This window comes from Streptococcus parasanguinis CC87K (assembly GCF_000507765.1).
GTDB classification, from domain to species: Bacteria; Bacillota; Bacilli; order Lactobacillales; family Streptococcaceae; genus Streptococcus; species Streptococcus parasanguinis_J.
In genome coordinates this window covers 161,211-185,276 of sequence record NZ_KI669403.1, presented here as the reverse complement: position 1 = coordinate 185,276, position 24,066 = coordinate 161,211, and the positions used below count along the sequence as shown (strand labels likewise).

Annotated in this window: 28 protein-coding genes; 24 read left to right on the top strand and 4 right to left on the bottom strand. The window is 36.8% G+C overall.

The genetic code is table 11. The features are described 5' to 3' along the window. Positions 1 to 6: 6 nt before the first annotated feature. Positions 7 to 678, bottom strand: a complete 672-nt coding sequence (gene sdaAB / locus HMPREF1195_RS09030; protein ID WP_023919982.1) for an L-serine ammonia-lyase, iron-sulfur-dependent subunit beta — start codon at positions 676 to 678, stop codon at positions 7 to 9. A gap of 228 nt (positions 679 to 906) precedes the next feature. On the opposite strand from sdaAB, the gene apf reads away from it, so the two are divergent. The 13 genes from apf to rpsD all read left to right on the top strand — a co-directional run bounded on the left by apf (position 907) and on the right by rpsD (position 13,584). Beyond that, positions 907 to 1,449, top strand: coding sequence for an aggregation-promoting factor (gene apf / locus HMPREF1195_RS09025; RefSeq protein ID WP_023919981.1), 543 nt, complete (start codon positions 907 to 909; stop codon positions 1,447 to 1,449). A 203-nt stretch (positions 1,450 to 1,652) separates the two neighbouring features. Then, positions 1,653 to 2,774, top strand: coding sequence for a tRNA 2-thiouridine(34) synthase MnmA (mnmA, locus tag HMPREF1195_RS09020; protein ID WP_023919979.1), 1,122 nt, complete (start codon positions 1,653 to 1,655; stop codon positions 2,772 to 2,774). A gap of 21 nt (positions 2,775 to 2,795) precedes the next feature. Next, complete coding sequence (locus HMPREF1195_RS09015) at positions 2,796 to 3,218, top strand: SseB family protein (protein ID WP_023919977.1); 423 nt, start codon at positions 2,796 to 2,798, stop codon at positions 3,216 to 3,218. A gap of 146 nt (positions 3,219 to 3,364) precedes the next feature. Then, positions 3,365 to 3,820: an NUDIX hydrolase gene (locus HMPREF1195_RS09010; protein ID WP_021154145.1), complete on the top strand. Its 456-nt coding sequence runs from the start codon at positions 3,365 to 3,367 to the stop codon at positions 3,818 to 3,820. 8 nt (positions 3,821 to 3,828) lie between these two features. Then, positions 3,829 to 5,739, top strand: a complete 1,911-nt coding sequence (mnmG, locus tag HMPREF1195_RS09005; protein WP_023919976.1) for a tRNA uridine-5-carboxymethylaminomethyl(34) synthesis enzyme MnmG — start codon at positions 3,829 to 3,831, stop codon at positions 5,737 to 5,739. Between the two features lie 198 nt (positions 5,740 to 5,937). Continuing rightward, positions 5,938 to 7,914, top strand: coding sequence for a DHH family phosphoesterase (locus tag HMPREF1195_RS09000; RefSeq protein ID WP_023919975.1), 1,977 nt, complete (start codon positions 5,938 to 5,940; stop codon positions 7,912 to 7,914). Beyond that, positions 7,911 to 8,363 (top strand): 50S ribosomal protein L9, encoded by a 453-nt coding sequence (gene rplI / locus HMPREF1195_RS08995; protein ID WP_023919974.1) that lies wholly within the window; start codon positions 7,911 to 7,913, stop codon positions 8,361 to 8,363. Before HMPREF1195_RS09000 ends, rplI begins: the two co-directional genes overlap by 4 nt. Positions 8,364 to 8,388: 25 nt before the next feature. Next, positions 8,389 to 9,747 (top strand): replicative DNA helicase, encoded by a 1,359-nt coding sequence (gene dnaB / locus HMPREF1195_RS08990; protein WP_023919973.1) that lies wholly within the window; start codon positions 8,389 to 8,391, stop codon positions 9,745 to 9,747. 1 nt (position 9,748) lies between these two features. Then, the gene (locus HMPREF1195_RS08985) at positions 9,749 to 10,021 is read left to right on the top strand and encodes a Veg family protein (protein ID WP_003009183.1); all 273 of its coding nucleotides are present in this window, start codon (positions 9,749 to 9,751) and stop codon (positions 10,019 to 10,021) included. A gap of 210 nt (positions 10,022 to 10,231) precedes the next feature. After that, positions 10,232 to 10,990 (top strand): ABC transporter permease, encoded by a 759-nt coding sequence (locus tag HMPREF1195_RS08980; RefSeq protein WP_023919972.1) that lies wholly within the window; start codon positions 10,232 to 10,234, stop codon positions 10,988 to 10,990. A 57-nt stretch (positions 10,991 to 11,047) separates the two neighbouring features. After that, a complete protein-coding gene (locus HMPREF1195_RS08975; RefSeq protein ID WP_023919971.1) occupies positions 11,048 to 12,043 on the top strand; it encodes an ABC transporter substrate-binding protein in 996 nt (331 codons plus the stop codon). After that, on the top strand, positions 12,036 to 12,767 hold the full coding sequence (locus HMPREF1195_RS08970) for an ABC transporter ATP-binding protein (RefSeq protein WP_003002172.1): 732 nt from the start codon (positions 12,036 to 12,038) through the stop codon (positions 12,765 to 12,767). The genes HMPREF1195_RS08975 and HMPREF1195_RS08970 overlap by 8 nt, the downstream gene beginning before the upstream one ends. Before the next feature lie 205 nt (positions 12,768 to 12,972). Beyond that, positions 12,973 to 13,584 carry a 30S ribosomal protein S4 gene (gene rpsD, locus HMPREF1195_RS08965; protein WP_003002210.1) on the top strand — a complete coding sequence of 204 codons (612 nt, stop codon included), beginning with the start codon at positions 12,973 to 12,975 and terminating at the stop codon, positions 13,582 to 13,584. Between the two features lie 163 nt (positions 13,585 to 13,747). Here the strand turns inward: rpsD and HMPREF1195_RS08960 are convergent, their stop codons facing one another. After that, positions 13,748 to 14,911 (bottom strand): tyrosine-type recombinase/integrase, encoded by a 1,164-nt coding sequence (locus HMPREF1195_RS08960; protein WP_023919969.1) that lies wholly within the window; start codon positions 14,909 to 14,911, stop codon positions 13,748 to 13,750. A 377-nt stretch (positions 14,912 to 15,288) separates the two neighbouring features. Then, entirely contained in the window at positions 15,289 to 15,726 is a 438-nt protein-coding gene (locus HMPREF1195_RS11435) for a helix-turn-helix domain-containing protein (protein ID WP_023919967.1), read from the bottom strand. Between the two features lie 203 nt (positions 15,727 to 15,929). Here HMPREF1195_RS11435 and HMPREF1195_RS08950 point away from each other — a divergent pair, with 203 nt between their 5' ends. The 11 genes from HMPREF1195_RS08950 (at position 15,930) to HMPREF1195_RS10830 (ending at position 22,384) form a co-directional block, all read left to right on the top strand. Next, a complete protein-coding gene (locus HMPREF1195_RS08950) occupies positions 15,930 to 16,127 on the top strand; it encodes a helix-turn-helix domain-containing protein (protein WP_023919965.1) in 198 nt (65 codons plus the stop codon). A gap of 547 nt (positions 16,128 to 16,674) precedes the next feature. After that, positions 16,675 to 16,875 (top strand): hypothetical protein, encoded by a 201-nt coding sequence (locus HMPREF1195_RS08945; RefSeq protein ID WP_023919961.1) that lies wholly within the window; start codon positions 16,675 to 16,677, stop codon positions 16,873 to 16,875. A 101-nt stretch (positions 16,876 to 16,976) separates the two neighbouring features. After that, positions 16,977 to 17,168, top strand: coding sequence for a hypothetical protein (locus HMPREF1195_RS08940; RefSeq protein ID WP_023919958.1), 192 nt, complete (start codon positions 16,977 to 16,979; stop codon positions 17,166 to 17,168). Between the two features lie 13 nt (positions 17,169 to 17,181). Next, the gene (locus HMPREF1195_RS08935) at positions 17,182 to 17,448 is read left to right on the top strand and encodes a MerR family transcriptional regulator (RefSeq protein WP_023919956.1); all 267 of its coding nucleotides are present in this window, start codon (positions 17,182 to 17,184) and stop codon (positions 17,446 to 17,448) included. 6 nt (positions 17,449 to 17,454) lie between these two features. Next, the gene (locus tag HMPREF1195_RS11185; protein ID WP_023919955.1) at positions 17,455 to 17,610 is read left to right on the top strand and encodes a hypothetical protein; all 156 of its coding nucleotides are present in this window, start codon (positions 17,455 to 17,457) and stop codon (positions 17,608 to 17,610) included. Then, positions 17,595 to 18,110, top strand: coding sequence for a hypothetical protein (locus tag HMPREF1195_RS08930; RefSeq protein ID WP_023919954.1), 516 nt, complete (start codon positions 17,595 to 17,597; stop codon positions 18,108 to 18,110). The genes HMPREF1195_RS11185 and HMPREF1195_RS08930 overlap by 16 nt, the downstream gene beginning before the upstream one ends. Next, positions 18,107 to 19,546: a VapE domain-containing protein gene (locus HMPREF1195_RS08925; protein ID WP_023919953.1), complete on the top strand. Its 1,440-nt coding sequence runs from the start codon at positions 18,107 to 18,109 to the stop codon at positions 19,544 to 19,546. The genes HMPREF1195_RS08930 and HMPREF1195_RS08925 overlap by 4 nt, the downstream gene beginning before the upstream one ends. A gap of 394 nt (positions 19,547 to 19,940) precedes the next feature. Beyond that, positions 19,941 to 20,240: a hypothetical protein gene (locus HMPREF1195_RS08920; protein ID WP_023919952.1), complete on the top strand. Its 300-nt coding sequence runs from the start codon at positions 19,941 to 19,943 to the stop codon at positions 20,238 to 20,240. Then, positions 20,240 to 20,386, top strand: coding sequence for a hypothetical protein (locus tag HMPREF1195_RS11245; protein ID WP_023919951.1), 147 nt, complete (start codon positions 20,240 to 20,242; stop codon positions 20,384 to 20,386). Before HMPREF1195_RS08920 ends, HMPREF1195_RS11245 begins: the two co-directional genes overlap by 1 nt. 98 nt (positions 20,387 to 20,484) lie before the next feature. After that, entirely contained in the window at positions 20,485 to 21,357 is an 873-nt protein-coding gene (locus tag HMPREF1195_RS08915) for a hypothetical protein (protein WP_023919950.1), read from the top strand. Then, the gene (locus HMPREF1195_RS10830) at positions 21,350 to 22,384 is read left to right on the top strand and encodes a head maturation protease, ClpP-related (protein WP_023919949.1); all 1,035 of its coding nucleotides are present in this window, start codon (positions 21,350 to 21,352) and stop codon (positions 22,382 to 22,384) included. Before HMPREF1195_RS08915 ends, HMPREF1195_RS10830 begins: the two co-directional genes overlap by 8 nt. A 1,022-nt stretch (positions 22,385 to 23,406) precedes the next feature. On the opposite strand, the gene HMPREF1195_RS08905 is transcribed toward HMPREF1195_RS10830, so the two are convergent. Continuing rightward, entirely contained in the window at positions 23,407 to 23,940 is a 534-nt protein-coding gene (locus HMPREF1195_RS08905; RefSeq protein WP_003001962.1) for a TetR/AcrR family transcriptional regulator, read from the bottom strand. Between the last annotated feature and the right edge of the window lie 126 nt (positions 23,941 to 24,066).

Below are 24,066 nucleotides of genomic sequence, written 5' to 3'. Positions count from 1 at the left end.
AACTCCTTATTTGAAAAAGTTGACATTATGAAGATGAGGAATTTTACGGATATCGTCGATCGCTGCTTCACAACTCCTTGAGTCAACTTCTATAATCATAATCGCTTTTTCTCCAGCTTTTTCCCGCGTCACATTCATTTGTGCAATGTTAATATCATAGCGAGAAAGAGCTTCTGTCACATGAGCGATCATTCCAGGGACGTCCTGGTGAACAATGATAATGGTTGGAGTATTCATATTTAGCGAGATAGCAAAGCCATTTAACTCAGTAACCTGTATGTTCCCACCACCAATTGAGATTCCAGTGACAGAAATCGTTTTATGATCATTTTTAACAGTAATAGTCGTTGTGTTTGGGTGAGGAGCATTGCTTTCTTTTTGAATAGACCAAACAATCCGAATGCCTCGTTCATGTGCAATTTTTAGACTATCTGGGATTCTAGGATCATCCGTGTCCATTCCTAAGATGCCCGCTACTAAGGCTAAATCTGTTCCATGACCACGATAGGTTTTGGCGAAGGAATTAAATAATTGGAACTCAACTTCTTTTGGTTCCTCTCCAAAGATAGAAGAAACAATTTTACCAATTCGAACAGCACCTGCAGTGTGACTACTGGATGGGCCGATCATCACAGGTCCAATAATATCAAAAACTGATTGGAATTTTAAAGAGTTCATGCTCTGCTCCTTTGTGATCACTTTACTTCATTATATCAGATATGGCTGATGATTTCTTCTATTTTTCCCGAAATATCTGAGAAATCTTAAAGGGAACTTAAAGCATTTATATTATCCTTGATTTTTAGTATTTCTAACATCTGACTGAAATATTTGACACATTATTTCAATAAATATGAAATATTTCTTGTGTAGTATAGAGGTATACCAATAAAGGAGTACATAATAATGAATAAAAAACAAATGATGAAACGAATGATTGGACTTAGTTTACTTGCAGGACTTTTCCTTCCAATTGTAGCGAATGCAGATTCTTATACTGTAAAATCAGGTGATACTTTATCAGCTATTGCTAAAGAGAAGAACACAACGGTTGATGCAATTGCTAAGAAAAATAAGATTAGTAACGTGAATCTCATCTCAGTTGGTCAAGTTCTTGAGATTGAAGATGCAAATACAACGCAGAAAACTACGGAGCAAGCTCCTGCTAGTAAAACGGATACTACACAAGCAACAACTACTGTCTCTGCTTCAGATGGCTTGAGTGCGGAAGATGCAGCTGCTAAGGAATGGATTGCCCAAAAAGAGTCAAGTGGTAGTTATACAGCACAAAATGGCCAATATTATGGCCGTTACCAATTGACTATCACTTATTTGAATGGTGATTTATCACCTGCAAACCAAGAAAAAGTGGCCAATCAATATGTTGTCAGCCGTTATGGATCATGGTCAGCAGCTAAAAATTTCTGGTTGGCAAATGGCTGGTATTAAATTCGTATGAAAAGAGTTCTTGAATAGGACTCTTTTTATATTTACAGGCCTGTAAACCCATCGATCCTGATCAACAAAAGAATAGTAAGATGCTTGTTTTCTAATATAAAGCGTGTTAAAATGGTAACTGCTCAAAACGACCTTCAATCGTTGAAGCAAACCACGACCTTCAATCGTGAGAAACGAAAAGATGGGAGAAATCTATGAGTGATAACTCGAAAACACGTGTTGTTGTTGGTATGAGTGGTGGTGTGGATTCATCTGTAACAGCTTTATTATTAAAACAACAGGGTTACGATGTCATCGGCATCTTCATGAAAAACTGGGACGACACAGACGAAAATGGCGTCTGTACAGCTACAGAAGATTACAAAGATGTAGCAGCGGTTGCAGACCAAATTGGCATTCCTTACTATTCTGTCAACTTTGAGAAAGAATACTGGGATCGTGTCTTTGAATATTTCCTTGCTGAATACCGAGCTGGTCGAACACCAAATCCGGATGTCATGTGTAATAAGGAAATCAAATTTAAGGCCTTTTTAGATTATGCTATGACACTCGGTGCAGATTATGTTGCGACAGGGCACTATGCGCGCGTGGCGCGTGATGAGGATGGCATTGTCCATATGTTACGTGGCGTTGACAACGGGAAGGATCAAACTTATTTCTTAAGCCAACTGTCACAAGAACAACTTCAAAAAACCATGTTCCCATTGGGACATTTGGAAAAGCCTGAGGTTCGCCGTCTAGCTGAAGAAGCTGGATTGGCAACAGCTAAAAAGAAAGACTCAACTGGAATTTGCTTTATCGGAGAAAAGAATTTCAAAGAGTTTCTAGGGAACTACCTTCCTGCCCAACCAGGTCGAATGATGACCATCGATGGACGAGATATGGGTGAACATGCTGGTTTGATGTATTACACAATCGGTCAACGGGGTGGACTTGGAATTGGTGGCCAACAAGGTGGAGACAATGCTCCATGGTTTGTAGTTGGGAAAGACCTCAGTCAAAATATTCTTTATGTCGGTCAAGGCTTCTATCATGAAGCATTGATGTCAACAAGTTTACAGGCTAGTCAAGTTCACTTTACACGAGATATGCCAGAAGAGTTTACATTAGAGTGTACAGCTAAGTTCCGCTATCGTCAGCCTGACTCTAAGGTGACTGTACACGTTAAAGGTGACAAGGCAGAAGTGATTTTCGCAGAACCTCAACGAGCCATTACACCAGGACAAGCTGTTGTCTTTTACGACGGTGAAGAATGTCTAGGCGGTGGCTTGATTGACAATGCTTATCGGGATGGAAAAGTTTGTCAGTATATTTAGAATTTTCTAGGAGGAACGAAAGTGTTTCAGTTCTTTAAGAAAAAAATAGAGAATACAAAGACTATCTCTGATTATAAGAAACAATATTTGAGGGAAAAAACGACGGAGTCAATTGAAGCTTTGTTCAAGGAATTGAAGCAATCTAAAGTTTGGGTTCCCTTTAATGCTTCTTTAATGGATGGGAGTGATGAACAAGAAGGTGTTCGTCTAAAACCGGATATTCTACGAAAGGGAGACGACTACTTTTATCCTTGTTTCTTGACGGAACAGGATATTCCTAAAGATTATTACGATCGTTTTTCTTGGCTGCAAATACCTTTTACGGACTGTTTATTTACTGCAGAAAGGATAGGAAAGTTTCCAGTGAGAGGGATTGTTCTAGATGCATTCTCTGATCCAGTTGAGATTGACAAAGGAGTTTTTGAAGCAATCCGTCAGTGTTAGTATATTTAAATTGACAAATTTTCTCAATTTGCTACAATAATAAAAGCAATAGAAATGATGGTCAAAGCTCATGGATGTTGCAGGCTTTTTTGTCCTGCACTTCTCAGAGTTTTGACTATTTTTGTGTGATTTCGAAAGGAAGTAAAATGAGGCAACAGGATTTTCGAACGAAAATAGGTTCTACTGTTTTTGGTGTGAGGGCGACTGCTTTGATTGTAAAAGATAATCGCTTGTTCGTCATAGAAGATGAGGACGGCTGTTATACAATCGGAGGTGCTATTCAAGTCAATGAAACTACAGAGGATGCTGTAGTTCGGGAAGTCAAAGAGGAACTTGGTGTCACATCTACAGCAGGTCCGTTAGCTTTCGTGGTTGAAAATCACTTTGAACAAGCTGGAATCCACTACCATAACATTGAATTTCATTATTTGGTGGACTTGCTAGAAGATGCACCTTTGGTCATGCAGGAAGATACCAAGCAATTACCTTGCCGTTGGATTGCTTTAGATGATTTACATACTGTTGACCTGAAACCAGCCTTTTTAAAATCGGCCCTACCAGAATGGGACGGAAAATTACGACACATCCATCTTGAAAAATAGGAGAAAAAATGACTTATAATTTTATTGAAGAATACGATATCATTGTAATCGGTGCGGGGCATGCGGGAGTAGAAGCCTCTCTAGCTGCTAGCCGTATGGGTTGTAAGGTCTTACTTGCGACTATTAACATTGAAATGCTGGCTTTTATGCCTTGTAATCCCTCTATCGGTGGTTCTGCTAAGGGGATTGTCGTGCGTGAAGTCGATGCCCTCGGTGGAGAAATGGCGAAAAATATCGACAAGACCTACATCCAAATGAAAATGCTCAATACTGGTAAAGGTCCTGCGGTTCGTGCACTTCGGGCTCAAGCAGACAAAGAACTTTACTCAAAAGAAATGCGGAAAACGGTTGAAAATCAAGAAAATTTAACTCTTCGCCAAACTATGATTGATGAGATTTTGGTGGAGAATGGTAAGGTTGTTGGTGTAAGGACTGCAACTCACCAAGAATATGGAGCAAAGGCTGTTATTGTCACTACTGGGACAGCTTTACGCGGAGAAATTATCATTGGAGATCTCAAGTATTCATCAGGACCTAATCATAGTCTAGCTTCTATCAATTTGGCCGATAATCTCAAACAGCTAGGATTAGAAATTGGACGTTTCAAAACAGGGACGCCACCTCGTGTAAAGGCGTCGTCAATTAATTATGACGAAACGGAAATTCAACCCGGAGATAAAGCTCCAAATCATTTTTCTTATACATCGCGTGATGAAGATTATGTAAAGGATCAGGTTCCTTGTTGGTTAACTTATACGAATGGGCATAGCCATGAGATTATCCAAAATAATTTACACCGGGCACCTATGTTTACAGGGGTTGTAAAGGGAGTAGGTCCTCGCTATTGTCCGTCCATTGAGGATAAAATTGTCCGTTTTGCTGACAAAGAGCGTCATCAACTATTTTTAGAACCTGAGGGACGAAATACAGAAGAAGTCTATGTTCAAGGGCTGTCAACGAGTTTACCAGAGGATGTTCAACGGGATCTCGTCCATTCTATTAAGGGACTTGAGAAGGCAGAAATGATGCGAACGGGTTATGCAATTGAGTATGATATGGTTTTGCCTCATCAATTGCGCTCAACTTTGGAAACTAAGAAAATTTCAGGTCTCTTTACAGCTGGCCAAACCAATGGAACGTCTGGCTATGAGGAGGCTGCTGGTCAAGGGATTATTGCAGGGATCAATGCGGCTCTAAAAATCCAAGGAAAACCAGAACTCATTTTGAAACGCAGTGATGGTTATATTGGGGTCATGATCGATGACTTGGTAACAAAGGGAACGATCGAACCGTATCGTTTGTTAACAAGCCGTGCAGAATACCGTCTGATTTTGCGTCATGATAATGCCGATATGCGCTTGACAGAAATGGGACGAGCAATTGGATTGGTAGATGATGAACGTTGGCAACGTTTCGAAACCAAGAAGTATCAGTTTGAAAACGAGATGAAGCGTTTGGATAGCATTAAGTTAAAGCCTGTAAAGGAAACCAATGAGAAGGTTGCTGCAATGGGCTTTAAACCATTGACAGATGCTGTCACTGCTAAAGAATTCTTGCGAAGACCAGAAGTCTCTTACCAAGATGTGGTAGAATTTATCGGTCCTGCAGCTGAAGAACTGGATGATAAAATCATTGAATTGATTGAAACTGAAATTAAATACGAAGGCTATATCTCAAAAGCAATGGACCAAGTCGAAAAAATGAAGCGTATGGAAGAAAAACGAATTCCTGCGAATATTGACTGGGATGATATTGACTCTATTGCAACCGAAGCGCGTCAAAAATTTAAATTAATTAATCCAGAAACGATTGGTCAAGCAAGTCGTATCTCAGGTGTCAATCCAGCGGATATCTCTATTTTAATGGTTTACTTGGAAGGTAAATCTCGTAGTATCTCCAAAAACAAAGCAAACCACTAATCAAATGGGGCTGAGATGATGTTTCAGCCTCAATTTTATGGATTGAAATCTGTTGTTGCTGTTTACACAGTTGTAAACCTTGTTTACAAAGTAGTGAAGTGGAGGAAGAGCTTTTTGCTGGTCAATTTTCTCTGTAATATAGAGAGAAACCTCGCTTTTTACCTCTATTTATGGTATAATTCCGAGAAGAGGTTTATGATGAAAAAATTTCGTTTATCGTTCATCCATTATGTGTTAATTGGTTTTATTTCATTTGCAATTTTAGCAATTTTTTTAAGAATCTTTGGCAAAGGCTATGTAACTCTCATTGCAATTTTTTTAGTCTTAGCTGGATTGATTGCTTTATTTGAATACCAGTTACAAATTTCAGAGTTAGATGAATTAGAACAAATACAATATGTTAACCATCAGGCAGAAAGCGGATTAGCATCCCTCCTTGATAAAATGCCTGTTGGAGTTATCAAGATTAATGAAGAATCAAATGAAGTAGAGTGGTTCAACCCTTATGCTGAATTGATTTTTTCAACAGATGATGGGGACTTTGATGTTGAATCATTGAAAAAATTACTCAATACTTTGTTTGAGGATAAAGGTCATTATGTCACGGTAGCCGATAAGAAATATTCTGTTTACTTTGATCAGACAGCTAGTGTTGTTTACTTTTTTGATGTATCTAGTGAGTATGAGGCAACAGTTGGCTTGGTGACAACTCGTCCTGTTATCGGTATTATCTCTGTTGATAATTATGATGATCTGGAAGATGTCATTTCAGACTCTGATATTAGCAATATCAATAGTTTTATTGCCAACTTTGTAGAAGAGTTTACAGCTCGCTACCATATGTTTTACAGACGTGTGGGAATGGACCGTTTCTATTTGTTTACAGATTACACGGTCTTGGAACAATTGATGGAATCGAAGTTTTCAGTCATCGATCAATTCCGAGAAGAGGCAAAAAATCGTGAACTTCCAATTACCCTAAGTATGGGATTCTCGTATGGTGATGGAGAGCATGATGAAATAGGTAAAGTAGCTCTCTTGAACCTGAACCTTGCGGAAGTTCGTGGTGGGGATCAAGCAGTAGTCAAAGAAAATGATGAACAGAAAAACCCTATTTTCTTTGGTGGTGGAACAGCTTCAGCTGTGAAGCGGACTCGGACTCGCACACGCGCTATGATGACAGCTATTTCGGATAAAATTAAATCCGTTGATCAAGTCTTCATTGTTGGACATAGAAACTTGGATATGGATGCTTTAGGAGCGTCTGTGGGAATGCAGTTTTTCTCTAGCAATATTTTGGCCTCCTCTTATGTGGTCTATGACCCGCATGCAATGGCTAGTGATATTTCAAGAGCGATTGCGAAACTAGAAGAAGAGCAGGTGACGAAAATCCTTCCCCTAGAGGAAGCCATGCAAATGGTGACGGATCGCTCTTTGTTAATTATGGTTGACCATTCTAAGACGGCCTTGACTCTTTCAAAAGAGTTTTATCAGGAATTTCAACAGATTATTGTCATTGACCATCACCGTCGGGATGATGATTTCCCTGAAAATGTTCTGATCACCTATATTGAAAGTGGAGCAAGTAGTGCGAGCGAATTGGTTAGTGAACTTATTCAGTTCCAGAAGTCGAAGAAAAATCGGTTAACGAAGATTCAAGCTAGTGTCTTGATGGCTGGGATTATGCTGGATACTAAGAACTTCTCCGCACGTGTTACGAGTCGGACCTTTGATGTGGCGAGTTACCTTCGTTCAAGAGGTAGTGATAGTGTAACCATCCAGGAGATCTCTGCGATTCAGTTTGATGAGTACCGCGAAGTGAACGAACTGATCTTGACTGGTGAAAAGATTTTGCCGCATATCATCGTAGCTTGTGCCAATACGACTAAAGCCTATGATTCAGTAACTATTAGTAAAGCAGCTGATAGTATGCTGGCCATGTCTGAGGTGGAAGCAACCTTTGTCATTGCTTGTAATCAAAGTGGGACTGTCTCGATTTCTGCACGAAGTCGAAGCAAAGTCAATGTACAGCGTATCATGGAACAGCTTGGCGGAGGAGGTCATTTCAACTCGGCAGCCTCTCAAATTGAGGGTCAAGATTTGATGAGTATTCGTCAACAACTGATTGAGACTATTGAAAACGAAGTAACTATTGAAAAGGAGAATGTAGAATGAAAGTTATTTTCTTAGCGGATGTAAAAGGTAAAGGTAAAAAAGGCGAAATTAAAGAAGTACCTACTGGTTATGCACAAAACTTTTTGATCAAGAAAAATCTTGCGAAAGAAGCCAATGCCCAAGCAATCGGTGAACTTCGTGGAAAGCAAAAGTCAGAAGAAAAAGCGCATGCTGAATTGTTAGCGGAAGCGCAAAAGATTAAAGCAAAATTAGAAGAAGAAGCAACTGTTGTTCAATTCACTGAAAAAATTGGGCCAGATGGCCGTACTTTCGGCTCTATTACCAATAAAAAGATTGCAGAAGAACTTGAGAAACAATTTGGCATTAAGATTGATAAACGTCATATCCAAGTTTCCACTCCAATTCGTTCAACAGGTTTGATTGACGTCCCTGTAAAAATTTATCAAGATGTTACAGGTGTGATTAATATTCGTGTAAACGAAGGGTAAACACGATCGATAGAAAGGTTTTTTTATGGCTGAGATAGAGGAATTACGAACACAACCTCAAGATATCCAAGCTGAACAATCAGTGTTGGGAGCCATTTTTATTGATGAGGGGAAATTGGTCTTTGTTCGTGAATATATCGAGCCTGGCGATTTCTTTAAGTACTCGCACCGTTTGATTTTTAAAGCCATGATCGATCTAGCTGACCGCGGGGATGCGATTGATGCGACGACTGTTCGAAATATTTTAGATAGTCAGGGGGATCTCCAAAATATTGGCGGTCTCTCCTATTTGGTAGAAGTCATTAATTCGGTACCAACTTCAGCTAACGCAGAGTATTACGCGAAAATTGTTGCCGAAAAAGCTGTTTTACGTCGATTGATCTCTCGATTAACGGAAAGTATTAATCAAGCTTATGATGGTGCAAGTCCTTCAGATGAAATCATTGCGGGTGCTGAAAAAGCTCTGATTGATGTTAGTGAAAACGCAAATCGTAGTGGATTTAAAAATATTCGAGACATCTTGAATATAAATTTTGGTAGCTTGGAAGCCCGCTCGCTTCAAACCTCTGATGTTACGGGTATTGCGACAGGCTATCGCGATTTGGACCATATGACGACAGGGCTACATGAGGAAGAATTGATTATTTTAGCGGCTCGTCCTGCAGTAGGGAAAACAGCCTTTGCTCTAAATATTGCTCAAAATATCGGGACAAAGTTGGATAAGACAGTGGCTATTTTCTCATTAGAAATGGGTGCTGAAAGTTTGGTTGACCGGATGTTAGCAGCTGAAGGCTTGATTGAATCCCATTCGATTCGTACAGGTCAATTGACGGATGAAGAGTGGCGGAAATATGCCATTGCTCAAGGAAATTTGGCCAATGCGAGTATTTACATCGATGATACCCCAGGAATTCGGATCACTGAGATTCGTTCGAGAGCAAGAAAATTAGCGCAGGAAACAGGCAATCTCGGTCTTATTCTGATTGACTACCTGCAGCTGATTACAGGAACTGGAAGAGAAAACCGTCAACAGGAAGTTTCAGAAATTTCTCGTCAGTTAAAGATTTTGGCGAAGGAACTAAAAGTTCCCGTTATTGCTTTGAGTCAGCTATCACGTGGTGTGGAACAGCGCCAAGACAAACGTCCTGTTCTTTCTGATATTCGTGAATCTGGATCGATTGAGCAGGATGCGGATATTGTTGCTTTCTTGTACCGTGATGATTATTATGATCGAGCTGGTGAAGAGGAAGAAGATGGAATGCCCAATAATACGGTTGAAGTGATTATTGAGAAAAACCGTTCAGGTGCGCGTGGGACAGTCGAATTAATATTCCAAAAGGAATACAATAAATTCTCAAGTATTTCAAAGAGAGAGGATCAATAAGATGAGTGATGCATTTACAGATGTTGCAAAAATGAAAAAAATTAAGGAAGAGATCAAGGCTCATGAAGGACAAGTGGTTGAAATGACACTTGAAAATGGACGGAAACGTCAAAAAAATAAATTTGGACGCTTGATTGAGGTCTATCCTTCTTTATTTATTATCGAGTATACGAACGACAATAGTTTACCAGGTGAACCAGCTAATACCTACGTGGAGTCTTACACCTATTCAGATATTTTGACAGAGAAGAATTTAATTCGTTATTTGGATTAATTCCTTGCTTTTATCGTCTAAATCAGTTATTATAATAAATACATATGGGAGTCTGTGTACAGTCTGAGAGGAAGTGTAAGCTTCGACCGCACCTGATCTGGGTAATGCCAGCGTAGGAAACAAATGAAATGTATTTTTCGTTATGAGTGACCTTGTGCAATCCGTCTCCTATTTTGGAGGCGTTTTTTATTTGTGTGAAAGGAGGTTACGATGTCTCTTGTAAAAAGATATTCAAAACAATTGATAGGATTTGCAGGTTTTAGCAGTCTTCTTGTCTTATGGCAGTTAGCAGGATTTTTAAATATCCTCCCCAAATTTGTATTACCAACGCCACTTGAAATTGGGAATGCTTTTGTACGAGATCGAGCTCTCCTGATACATCACAGTTTATCTACCCTTCAAGTGGCCTTGATCGGACTTGTTATAGGGATTCTTCTTGCTGCTGGATTTGCGATTCTCATGGATAGTTTTCAATGGGTGAATGATCTGGTCTATCCTTTTATGGTTGTTATTCAAACCATTCCGACGATTGCCTTGGCCCCTATCCTGGTTCTTTGGTTTGGTTATGGTATGCTTCCAAAACTGGTTTTGATCATTATTACGGTGGTATTTCCCATCGTAGTCAGTCTGTTAGATGGTTTTCGGCATTGCGATCAAGATATTCTGAGATTGTTTCAGATTATGCAAGCCAACAGCTTTCAGACCTTAGCTCATTATAAAATTCCTGCAGCGCTTCCTTATTTTTTTGCAGGTTTACGTGTGAGCGTTTCCTATGCTTTTATCAGTACGGTAGTTTCAGAATGGTTAGGAGGTTTTGATGGATTGGGGGTCTATATGATCCAATCGAAGAAGTTATTTCAGTATGATACGATGTTTGCGATCATTGTATTGATTTCTGCTATTAGTTTACTCGGTATGTTTCTCGTTGACCAATTAGAAAAAAACATTCTAAAATGGAAAAAGGATTGACAAACTTGTAAATGGTGTAAAAATTAAATTGACAAAAATGTAAAAGAGGTATAGCTAATGAAAAAGTCAATAGGTTTATTTTTCTCAATAATATTGGGATTTGTTTTCTTGAGTGCTTGTCAAAATTCTGTCAAGCAATCGTCAAGTGGTTTGAAAAAGATTGATTTTATTCTAGATTGGACCCCGAATACCAATCATACGGGTCTCTATGTAGCAAAGGAAAAAGGGTACTTTAAAGAAGCAGGACTGGATGTAGATATAAAACTTCCTCCGGAAGACAGTAGTTCTGATTTGATTATCAATGGGAAAGCTCCATTTGGTATTTATTTCCAAGATTCTATGGCCAAGAAATTGGATAAAGGTGCGGGTATTACCGCTGTTGCAGCTATCGTCGAACACAATACGTCAGGAATTATTTCAAGAAAAGATGCAGCGATCACAAGTCCAAAAGATTTGGTTGGTAAGAAGTATGGTACCTGGAATGATCCAATTGAGTTGGAAATGATCAAATCGATGATGAAAAAAGAGGGGGCTGATTTTAATCAAGTAAAATTGGTTCCAAATAGTGATTCAAATTCTATTACTCCGATTGAAAATAAGGTCTTTGATGCTGCTTGGATTTATCATGGTTGGGATGGAATTTTGGCTGAGCAAAAGGGAATGAAGACAAATTTCTTCTATATGAAAGATTTTGTTCCTGCATTTGACTACTATTCGCCTGTTATTATTGTTAACAATGACTATTTAAAGTCTCATAAAGAGGAAGCAAAAAAATTCATTCAGGCGGTGAAAAAAGGCTACCAATATGCTATAGAGCATCCAGAAGAAGCTGCGGATATCTTGATCAAACAGGCCCCTGCCTTAGCTAACCAGCGTGATTTTGTACTTGCTTCCCAAAAATATCTTTCCAGTCAATATGCTTCAGACAAGGATAAATGGGGGCAGTTTGACTCCAAGCGTTGGAATGCTTTTTATGCTTGGGCAAAAGAGCAAGGATTGGTTTCAAATGACTTAGAAGACAAAGGTTTCACAAACGAATTGGTAGGTGACTGATATTTTAACCGTAAAAGATGTAAGTTTCTCTTTTGGAGATAAAGCAGTTTTAAACAATGTATCACTAGAAGTGCAAAAAGGAGAGATCGTCTCTATTCTAGGTCCGAGTGGGGTAGGGAAATCAACCTTGTTTAATTTAATTGCTGGGATCCTTCCCTTACAAAAGGGTACCATAGAAGTAGATAATGCTCCGATCTCCTTTGGGAAAGTCAGCTATATGCTACAAAAGGATCTTTTGTTGGAACATAAGACAGTATTGGGAAATATTATTCTTCCCCTTCAATTAAAAAAGATTCCTAAGGAAGAGGCGGCATCTACAGCTCTAAAATTGTTAGATGAATTTAAATTGGGAAGTATTGCCAACCTTTATCCCAATGCCCTGAGTGGGGGGATGCGGCAACGGGTGGCGCTATTGAGAACCTATCTTCTGGGTCATTCTGTCTTCCTATTAGATGAAGCTTTTAGTGCCTTAGATGAATTGACAAGGCAGGATCTTTATCACTGGTATCTAGACAGTAAGGAACGTCTTGGTCTCACCACTCTAGTGATCACTCATAGTATCGAAGAAGCTTTGACATTGAGTGACCGGATCTATATCTTAAATCATAATCCCGGTGAAATTATTGCAGATCTTCCTTTAAAATGGGATCCAGCAACGGATAGAGACTGGCAACAATTGCAATATAAAAAACGAATCATAGAATTATTGTCTGAATTTCATTGAAATTGTTTTGAAGGACTTTACAAAGTTTCTATTCCGTGATAGAATAGAATTTGTGCGAAATGACAGCAGGACAAAATGAAGCTCGTCAACAGGAAGCCAGCTAGAAAAGTAACCTTTGCTGTTTGGGCGAAGGCGTTCTGAACGAATCAGGTTTGTCTAAAACGTTATTTCCTACAAAAATTATTTTTATAGGAGGACATTTCACATGTCACGTTATACAGGACCATCTTGGAAACAATCTCGCCGTCTTGGCTTGTCACTTACAGGTACAGGTAAAGAATTGGCACGTCGTAACTACGTACCAGGTCAACACGGACCAAACAACCGTTCAAAATTGTCAGAATACGGTTTGCAATTAGCTGAAAAACAAAAACTTCGTTTCTCTTACGGACTTGGTGAAAAACAATTCCGTAACTTGTTCGTACAAGCTACTAAAGTTAAAGAAGGAACTGTCGGTTTCAACTTCATGCTTCTTTTGGAACGTCGTTTGGATAACGTTGTTTACCGTCTTGGACTTGCGACTACTCGTCGTCAAGCTCGTCAATTCGTTAACCACGGTCACATCCTTGTTGACGGAAAACGCGTTGATATCCCTTCATACCGCGTAACTCCAGGTCAAGTGATCTCAGTTCGCGAAAAATCAGCTAAGGTTCCAGCTATCCTTGAAGCTGTTGAAGCTACAGTTGGACGTCCAGCATTCGTATCATTCGATGCTGACAAACTTGAAGGTTCATTGACTCGCCTTCCAGAACGCGATGAAATCAACCCAGAAATCAACGAAGCACTTGTCGTTGAATTCTACAACAAAATGTTGTAATATCTTTTTAACTATGATAGGCTGGAAAGCCTTCAAACAAAGCACTTTAGGTATTTTCCCTAGAGTGCTTTGTTTCTTTTTACTACCCTTTTAGTTACCTATGACTAATTTTTGTATAGTAAGAGGGTGTACCTTTTCAGGTTCACCCTGTATTTTACTGTATTTATAAATTGCTGATTGCCGTTTCAAATATTGAGACGGCTTTTTTTGCGCCTTCTTTTGTAGCGTGGACGTATGTATTTAATGTCATTGTTATATTAGAGTGGCCTAGTCTATATTGCAGATCTTTAGCCTCTATTCCAGCGTAAAGCATAATAGTAGCATGGGTATGACGAAAACCATGAAAACTTATATCGGGTACCCCAGCACTCTTAAAATGCCCCTGTAGTCTTTTTCTCAATAAGCAAGCGTAAGCGTATTTAGTAGTAAAAGGTGTGAACACAATATTTTCAGACCTTCCCAGCTTCCAACATTCTACTTGTTGGCGCTTTTTATACTGCTTTAAAAGTGAGATAGTCGCTGGATCTATTTCAATATCTCTTAGGCCTGCTTTTGATTTAGGGGTATTTGTTTCTTGATATCTGTTTAAAGTCTTAGATATACTGATCGTACCTGTTTTAAGGTCTATATCAGACCATTCAAGGGCTAGAACTTCCCCAATACGGCAACCACTGGCCAGCAAAGTTTTATAAAGAACGTAATCAAAAAGATTTTCATATAAATTTAGATCCAAACTATCAAGATAGGCTAGAAATTTCTTTAATTCTTGATTGCTAAAAAATCTAATCTTTTGTTCTTTTGCTTGTTGCTTACGCGGAATAATAACATCACGGGCTGGATTGTGCTGGATCACTTGCATAGTAACTCCATATTGAAGTATACGGCGGTTAATATTGTTTAGAAAACTATAATTTGCGTATGCCCCCTTCTCCCCTCTATTCGCTCTATCTGCCCATTTATTTACTTGTTGCTGAATAATAGGGGTAGTTAAGCTATTTAGTTTATAATCGCCAAAAACGGGCAAAATATGAAGCCTTACAATACCCTCCATAGATTGTTGGGAGTTTGGTTTGATTGTGTTCTTATAACTCTCCCACCATAGAGCAACTAACTCTCTATAAGTAGTGATCGTTGGTTTATTTTTAGCACAATATCCATTGTTGGCAAAAGTATTAATAGCTTCCCTAGCCTTGATTTTGACTGCCGTTTTAGTATTAGCCGTAACAGTGGTACGGGACTTTTTCCCCGTCATCTGATCTACACCTAAATAAACACTAGCACGGTAGACAGTTTGGCCATTCTTTTTTACTACGGTTTTGATATTCATTTTTCTTTCCTTTCCATCAACAGGCAAGCGGATAGGTGAGAAAAGAAAACTAAATAAATGTGACAACGTTGTCACTTTTCAAGTTTATTAAATGCGACCATGTGGTCGTATTTGCCATTTCTTGGGCCTTCTAAATTATGTGACGTCCCATAATTTCAAATTACTCAACGTTGAGTAATTTGAAATCGTTCAACGTTGAACGATCTTAGGTTATGTTGCAACGTTGCAACATTTCGAAACGTTACGAAATTTGATAAACGACAACGTTGTCGCTTTTAGGTTAATAATGTAGTCGTGATTATTAAAGTAGCATTTAATATTACCCAACGTTGGGTAATTTTAAAATAGGGTAAGTTGCTTTTCAAAAAGTCGAAACGTTACGACTTTTTGAAATTATCTACTATATCAGATAGCAACTTTAACTTACTATTTGTAGTTTTTTTATCTTTTACAAAATTAGTTATGTTTTCTATATAAAAATATCTTTTATTATTTTCTGAAGAAGCGTCCACAAGTCCTTGGGGGGTAATGTCTTGGAGATCGTCTTCATCACTAGGGAAATCCTCTGGATTTTGCTGAGCCAAGTCGTACATAGATTTATGGGGTTCATCAGTATAACCTAGCAAATAGCCCACATCAACTTTAAAATAATCTGCTAAAAGTTGAGCTTTCTCTGACTTGATCTGTCTCTCGTTCTTTTCCCAGTATATATATGTTCGTTTTGTTACACCTATTTTGTCAGCTACCTCTTGTTGAGTAACTCCAACTTTTCCATTTTCTTCTTTATTAAGCCTAAGTTCTTTAAGTCTATTCATTTATAAGTAACACCTTTCAAGATTATTATATCACGTTTTAGTTTTACAGTGAAAAAAAATTACAACTTTTTTTAAAAAAACTATTGACATTGAACAAAAAGTACAATATAATAATCGTGTCAGCAGATGTTGAACAAAAATTACAACTTTTCAAGATGAGCACCTTTCATTTTATTGGAGTTGATATGTAAAGGAGGTATAACATGAAGAATAATATGCGCCTGTTATTAGCAAAGCAACGGAAAAAGACTTCTGACGTTGCAGAAGCTACAGGAATTTCAAAAAGTACACTAACGGCATTATACTATGAACGGGCAAAAAGTCCAACATTGGATACTTTGAAGAAAGTTTCAAGTTTTCTAGGGGTAACTATTGATGAATTTCTAGATGTGAAAGATTAGGAAGGATACATAATGTATACATGATTTTCAAAAAAAGACAACAAAAAAAGTCAAATACTCGCCTTCGCCAAAAATTGAGTATATGACTTAAAAGAAACAGGTACCTAGAAAGAATACTTTCTAAATACTTTTTATGTACCTAGTATATCAGAAATTAGAGAGGTACACAAGATGAAAGGAAAGAAGTTTTCCCATTATCCCCGCTTATTAAGTAGGGCAGTGACATTGGTTTCACAACTATACCATGGAGAAATTACAAGATCTGATTTTGATATCTTTTATAAAAGACTTGGAGATCAGATAGAACATGAACAAAAATTAAATAAATAATCACTTATTAAACAGGCAAGCGGATAGGTGAAAAAAGAAAACTGTATAAGAAAAGCCATGCTGACAGGACAATTTAAAGGCTTTGTTTAGAAAAAATGTGGGTGATTTCCCACGAAACACCACTACAAGCGTTCGCCAACTTGGGGCAATAGCCTAGCGTTTGGAGTGTTGCTAACTCAGTATAGGAAATGGCAATTGAAAGGAACAAGAAAACAATATGACAGTAAAAACAAATGATGTTTTAGTTGAGTATGAAAGGATTTGTTCACAGTTGAGTGAAATTCAACTAGTCTTAGAAATGGCTAGTATGGAAGACGGTAAAAATTCATCAGCTTTATTAAATACTGTAATTCAAGCTATAAACCAACTTATTTTAGAACATACTGAACAGGCCAATAATTATAGAAAGATGATATAAATGGATATCTATCCATGAAAAACCGCTATAAACCGCCTAAAGATCAGGAAAAAGCTGATTTAGAGGCGTGTAGAAGTTAAAAAGAGAATGAGGGAAATAAAATGAATGAATGGAATTTACCAACTGACAAAACCATTATTTTACTTGTAATTCTATTTAAAATTGTATGGAAAATATGGAATAGACCCAGTCCAATCAAACCAGTTGAAGAAAAAGAAAAGGTAGAAGTTTCAAAAGGATTAAATCCAGATTATGGGGCTTATGTTTGGCTAGCTGGCAAGCGTTTTAATTGAAAGGGGTAAGGATATGGAATTACTTTCAAAGGAAATTCAATTGGAATGGCTTCAAACTCAAAAAGAGACTTTAGAAACCCTTGTGAATTTAGAAATGGAACGAAAAGGGAAACTAGATCTTATTACTAGAGAAGAATTAAAAGAGGCCCTAGGAGTCTCAGGAGAAACACTAAGAAATTGGGAAATGATGGGTTTACAACGTTTTCAAACTCCTATGGAGAGAGCTAGAAAAGTTTATTATCGCCCAAGTGACATTTATTTGTTCTTATCAGTGAGGTAAATAGAAATGGAAGTAAGATATTATGAACCGTCTAAAGATTTTAACAAAGCAGTATATAATGCTCCTTTTAATCTTTTATTACTGCCATTAGGTACAAATGAAGAAGCTGAAAAGAAGATCATAGAACATTTTGAGGAGGTGAAAAGATGTATAGACAAGTGATTTTATTTCTACAAGAACAAAAGATACAAGAATTTGACTTTTTGAAGGATACCCCTACTAGGGTTTATAAAAAGAATGAGTGGTACGCTTTTGTTTACTATGAACCGATGGGGGAAAATCTGACTGAACAAGTAAGCCCTAAAATGCTTATCCAAGTAGTAACCAACTCTAAAAACCTAGAAAATAGGGGCTGGAAGTTAGTACGTAATTTCCCTATTAGTAAATTACAAGGGGACTTACTAGAGTTTTTACAATTATATGAAGTCTATAAATTTAGAGGTTATAAAAATGGCTATGGTTTAGAATTTAATGGGCCATTACTGGAATTTGTTGCGTATGGCTTAAATGATCGAACAGAAGTATCTACCTTTTTAAAAATGATGATCGGGGCTGGATATAATTTAGAAATAATCATACAGATCTTTTCAAATATCGTTAAAAAGAAATCTCTTGCCCGTGATTTTGTTGAATTGATAAACCGCTATGAGGTAACTACATGAGTGTTAAAAAAGCATTAGAAAAGACGATACAAGAAGAACGGGCTTCCCCGAACTTTCCAAACCTTACGGAAAGAAGAGAAACAGAAACCGAAAATAATAGTCTTGGTTTGGTTGAAAAGGCCAAAGGTAAAGGCTGGGCTTCTAGTTTAGATAATTTGAGTAAGATTATAAGTGGCGATAGTAGACTAAAAGAAAATCTAAGATACAATGAATTCACACATGAAATCGATATTGTTGGTTCATTAAAGCTTAATAGTGATAACGGGCTTACTGGGGTAGCAGATGATAGTGTTTTAAAAGAAATTCGTCTATATATTGCCAAAAAATATAAAGTGGATTTTAAAAAAAGCGATATTTCTGATACTTTGGAAGTTGTAGCCCGCACACAAGGTTACAACCCTTTGAAAAATTTCTTGCTGGAATGTGAAAGGGAATATAATTCTTGTGGTGATCCACCAGAAACATTTAACATTTTACATCAATATCTTAACGTAGAAGATTGTCAATACAATCGGATAATATTTGATCTATTTTTCCGTGGAGCAGTTGCGAAAGTGTTTGATCCTAGTGTAAAGTTTGATTTTGTATTAGATTTGACTGGTAAACAAGGGGTAGGAAAAACACAATTTTTTGAAGGCTTGTTTACAGATCAATACTTCACAACCGTTGAAACTTTCACGGATAAAGACGATAAAGCCCGAATGGTGCGAAATTGGTGCGTTTTTGATGATGAAATGGTAGCAACTAAAAAAACCAGTTTCCAAGAATTAAAAAGGTTCATAACTGATAGAAAAATCGAATATCGACCGCCTTATGGTAGTACTGATAGGCGATTACTGAAAAACTTTGTTATTGTACGGGCAACAAACCAGCCCGACTTCCTAAATGATTTAACTGGAGAACGCCGTTTTCTAGTTGCAGAAGTATATAAAGATAGTTCCTACAGAGGTAGGAACTGGACTGAAAATGATCGTAGGAGGTTCTGGGGGGGAATGGTTAAGGCTTGGAGAGATAATAAAGACTTAACCCTATCAGATGAGCAAGAATCTCTAGTAAACGCTACACGGGCCAAATATAAAGCTATAGATGAAGAATTAGAGGATCTTGAAAGATATCTTAATACCCCATATCCCGAAAAAATGTATTTTAGCCCTCCTAATGATAAAATTAGAAAGTATTTTATCCATGAAATTTTAACTAATGGAATTTGGCTTAATGGAAATGGTGAGGAAGAAAAACTAGATGAAAAATACGGGAAATTAGTTGAACGTGATCGCTTAACTGTTAATCTATTTTTTCAAGAAGTCTATCTGAACGATAGCCCTACACCAAAACAAAAGGCAAAGATTAGGCTAGCAATGCAAAATAAAAAAGATTGGGGATATAAAAATAGTGTAAAATTCGGAAGGGTTGTAACATCTGGTTTTTTCAAATAATAAATTACCATGGTAGGAATTTCGGAAAAAAAGTAGGAAAAAGGCCCCAAAAAATCCTACCACTTAACCCGTTGGGAGAGTAAGTTTCTACCTAATAAATGGGATTGCGGTAGGAAACTAAAAATAAAAATCCTACCATTGAAACCCATTGGGAGAGTAAGGGAAAGATAATAATGGTAGGAAAATACAACATTTATTAATAAACTTATTATTATTAAATAAGTTATAGCTATATATGTTATAAGTTGTTAAGTTGTCTAAAAAAAAATCCTACTTTCCTACTTTTTGCGAAAAACGTTGATTTGACGGGCTTAATTTGGTAGGAAAATTTTCCAACACTTTCCTACCAGTTTAAAAAAATCCTACTACGAATATTAAAAAAAGGAGGTGCAAAATGAAAATAAAACTAAAATACGATGTAAAGGAATTTAATTTTACATATGATTTTAAAACAGAAGAAACAGCTCATATAGCTTCGGAGGCACTTATAGGATATTTACTGGGTACTCATTTTAGGGTAAATGCAAAGGTGGACTTCCTATGTGTAGAAAAGGACAGTAGTCTAACTAGATTGTTGTTAAAATATGTATCTGTAAATGATTTAAGCAGTATTCTAAATCAAATCTGTAACTTTTATGATGAATATCGTACAGGGCTAAATTTAGATTTCGATAAAGAATGGGAGGGGTTATAATGGATAAACTAAATGACGGTTGGATATATTTTATGAACCGTGGTATAATAAAAAACGTGAAGATCCCTGAATTTGGGGAGATAAATTTAAAGATCTCTAATGGTGTAGTTACACTTGTAGAGACGAAAGAACAGACAAAAATATAATTGCTAACTTGAAGACAAGAGGCATGACATAAGACGTTTTTAAAATTCGTTTTTGTCATGTCTCTTTTTTGTAGGAATTTAAAGAAAAGAGGAAAACAATGGAAATTAAAGACGCAAAAAAGATTTATTTTGAATTAGTTCAAAACTATAATTTATTTAATAAAAAATCTACCTATTTTGGTGTAGAGAATAACGATAATTATCATTACCTATCGCTAGGACTAATTCCAGAAATTGCCAGTACATTATCAGGGGGTAAAGAAATTATTAAATTTGTTGAAGAAATTTGTAGCTCAATTAAAAAATATTGGGAACTTCGAACAAAGTCAATTGAGGAAATGGATAAACTTCTTTCTGATCGTTATCTTACTAGCAAAAAGAAGGATCAAAAAGCAACTGAATTAAAAAAAGAAATTACTTTAAATCTAAATGAGTTAGTAAAAGTAAATACAAAACTTGCTAGTAAACAAGAAAAAGTATTTTCTCCAATTTTAAAAATAGTTAAAGAAGCTAGTGAAGCACTTGGGGAATTTGGCGACAATAAAGTTCTTCCTTCAAAGATCGATCTATATACGAACCATCCAGAGTGTACAGAAATTGAATTTACAAATTATTTTGTAGATGAATTATATACACCTTACCCACCTTTAAAAGATCGTGATTTTAATTATTTCATTAGAATTGGTGAAGAAGTTTCATTTACACGTCATGCGGAAGCGGAGTTTGAAGAACTTGGTTTACCAACACTTAATAGACATTTAACAAACTTTAAAGTGGAAAACTATTGGAAAGAAAATGGTTTTAGTTCAAAAGTTGAATGGCTTGCAAGTGTCCATGAAAAAAGAAAAGAAGCGGAAGAACTTGAATATATTGAAGACATGAAAATGCAACAGGCTTTGAAAGAACTGAAAGCACAAGGGAAACAAGAAGGATTTTTTAAAAAAATGTTAGGAGCTTTTACAAATGAATAAGATTGAGATTAAAGGGGCAATTATCCCAAATAATAGTATTGAAGCATATAAAAAAGAGGGGAAGGAATACACGGCCTTACAAGATATTGAATTACCGTCTTCTTCTCAACCCGTAGAAGTGATTATAAATTCTGGCGGTGGTGATGTATTTACAGGAAGTGAAATATACAGTCGATTAAAAGAATATAAAGGACAAGTAACAGTAAAAATAGTGGGAGTTTGTGCTAGTATTGCCAGTGTGATTGCAATGGCTGGGGATACTGTAGAAATGAGCCCGACAGGTTTGTTTATGATACATAACGCAATGGCTTGGACGTATGGTAATACTAAAGAGCATAAAAAACAAATTGAAGCTCTAGAAGTAGTAAACAATAGTATCGCTTTGGCATATCAAAACAAGACAGGTTTACCAATGGAAACTATTAGAAGTTTAATGGAAGAAGAAACATGGTTTTCTTGTGATCGTGCGTTAGAGTATGGGTTTGTAGATAAACAAATGTTCATGAAAAAAATTTCCCGTGAAATGGTTGCTAGTATTCTCGAACATGTCCCAGAACAAGGGCGACACTTGTTTATGGAAAATGTAATCAAAAAGAATCTAGATAAAATCGATGCGAATATCGAAGAACTGAAAAGCATTGAGAATAACAAAGATCAGTCTTACGGACAGAAACTAATGACACTTGGAGTAAAGGAAAAGAAAAACAATCTGTCATACGGTCAGAAGCTAATGACAATCGGGTTGACACCAAATAAGAAACTCACTACTCAACAGATGTTAAACGTAGCAAAAGACGCTGAAAAAATAGTCATGTTGTTAACTCTCGAAGCAAGACATGAAGCATTAAAAACTATTCGGGAGAAAAGATTTGAACAAATTCAAAAAGAGATAAAGGGTAGTTATTCGGAGCCATACCTAAACGAAGGATACCAGGCTGGAGATGTAATACTGGAGAATGGAAAAACTGTATTAGTGGCTCAAGGTCTCAATGATTATCAAAGTAAAGTCGATGAGTTGAGAAGATAAAATAGGTAGAGGATAGGCTTCGGCCTATCTTTTTATCTTTCAATTCTTCCAATTAGACATAATGAGGGAAACGCCAATTCATTTTTTAAAATCTTGTAGTTCCTTGATACGCTTGGGGTTTGGTGAATAAACGAATTAGACAGAATGTAAGATATGTCTAAGTCAGATGTGATAAAGAAGATAGGAAGAAATACAATTAGTAACTAAATAAGTGAATAACTTATATGAGTTAGAAGAAGAAAAGTTAGGATCTTATTTAAAGTCTAGATCTTGTGTGAGATTGAAACAGAAGAATATAATTAGTTAGTTTTCTTTTATAATATGAATAACAATTGGTATTTAATGAACAGTATGTTCTTATTGCATGGTGAATGATTATTTAAATCAGATTGATTACACAAAAATAGATAAGTAAAAGGAATTCATAGCGAATGATAACGAAACATAAAACAATGAGTTTGTAATTAAAATTATATAAATAATATGTAAAAATAAAAAAGTAGAATTACCTATTTTTGGGAACGTACACAAATTTGAAGATCTCCAAATAAGACCCCCCTGTCGAAAAAAATCGAAAAAATCAAGCGCTAGGGAACCGGTGGGAGGGGTCGATTTTCTAAATATAAGGGTTAATTTTTAAGGGGGGTGGGGGTATAGGTCAAAAAAAGTCAAAGATTTTAAAAAAGCCCCAAAGTTTTGGAGCTTAATTCTTGCCTGTTGAACTCATTAGATTTAGTTCCCTTTTTACTACCCTTTAAGTTACCCCAGCATGTCTCACTTTGTTAGTGATTGTTGAAATACAATGTTTTTGGTAGTTAGGTTGCCTTATTATTACTATACATGTTTAAGTGCTGATAACAAAATGCTTTAATTTTAAGATATACTTTGCAGAAAGCCTACTACAGTGGGCTTTTTGTTTTGTCTTAAAGGGTTGATTTCTGGCTTTGCTCCCCTTTTTGTTTTCTTAAAACCTAAACCTGCTAATAAAAAAACTCCTGATCTAGATCGATCAGGAGAGACTGTTACCGTAACATTTTCATTAAAAATTCAGCCATTTGTTGAGGACTTTCTTTTTTTCCGCGCGAAACCCACATCTGACAGACTCCGAAGAAGGCATTGGTCAGATAGACAGAACTGTAGACTCTTTCAATATCTGTTAATGATTTATGACTATAGCGCTCTTGCAAACTATCAACCAGAAGAATCTGTAATTTATGTCGTAAGAAGGTTTGGATCTCTTTGGTTCCATTCTCTGTCAGAAGAACTGCAAAGAGTGGCTCCTTGGTTAGGAATTCGAACACTTCTGTAATCGCTTGGCGCTTGTCGTCTTGGTGTTTGTCAAAGATATATTCAAGCTTGTGAAAGAGTGCTTGTTGGTAGCGCTCGATCATATCGTACTTGTCTCGATAGTGGGTATAAAAGCTAGAGCGACTAATGCCGGATTCTTGTGCTAACTCAACCGTTGTGATTTGGTCGAATGATTCCTTTTCTAGTAGTCGAACCATCGCCTCCTCGATATTTCGTTTTGTTTTTAATCGTTTATTGCTCTCAGTCATCTGTTAATCCTTTTTGCACAAAATTATACACAGTGTCTAAAAATAAAGATTTCCTACTTGTGAAAATTTCTAGAAACTGTATAATCTATTATATCAGAAATTTAGACAATGTGTATAAAAAGGAGA